We start from the raw sequence: 478 nt of genomic DNA on the forward strand, positions 1-478 counted from the left end.
GGGAGGTGAACGGGTTCGCACGGCTTCCGGTAATTCCAACCGACCTAAGAGCCGTCGCCATCGGTCCCGACGGTAGGACGGTGCTTGCAGTGGGTCGTGGTGGCGCAGTGCTCCGTAGTGAGGACGGTGGGGCAAGCTGGATCGCGGCCAACTCTGGAACCGAAGCCAACCTCTACGCTGTTGCAATCAGTCCGGACGGCAAGACCATTCTTGCGGTCGGTGACGATGGCACTTTAGTTCGATTGGTAGAAGGACAAGTAAGCTCGGCGGCGCAAGTCGCATCGAGGATTGCGCCGCTCCGGAGTGATGCGATCAGCCTTGCGGCGGGAGCCGCATGGAATATGGCGCCGCTCCGGAGCGTTGCAATCAGCCTGGATGGCAAGACCGCGTTGGCGGCCGGCGAAATGGGGATTGCGCTCGTTAGCCCGAACCTTGACGAGACTTGGAAGGAAGTTGTTTCCGACGGGCCGGTGAAAAG

At 61.3% G+C, this 478-nt stretch carries 1 protein-coding gene; it reads left to right on the forward strand.

Annotation, left to right across the window (positions count from 1 at the left end; translation table 11 throughout):
- Window positions 1-107 precede the first annotated feature (107 nt).
- Window positions 108-478: hypothetical protein (locus R5H29_RS01230; protein WP_332328600.1), on the forward strand; the 371-nt coding region annotated here is incomplete at its 3' end.

The organism is Stenotrophomonas sp. A3_2 (assembly GCF_036624925.1).
Taxonomy (GTDB): domain Bacteria; phylum Pseudomonadota; class Gammaproteobacteria; order Xanthomonadales; family Xanthomonadaceae; genus Stenotrophomonas; species Stenotrophomonas hibiscicola.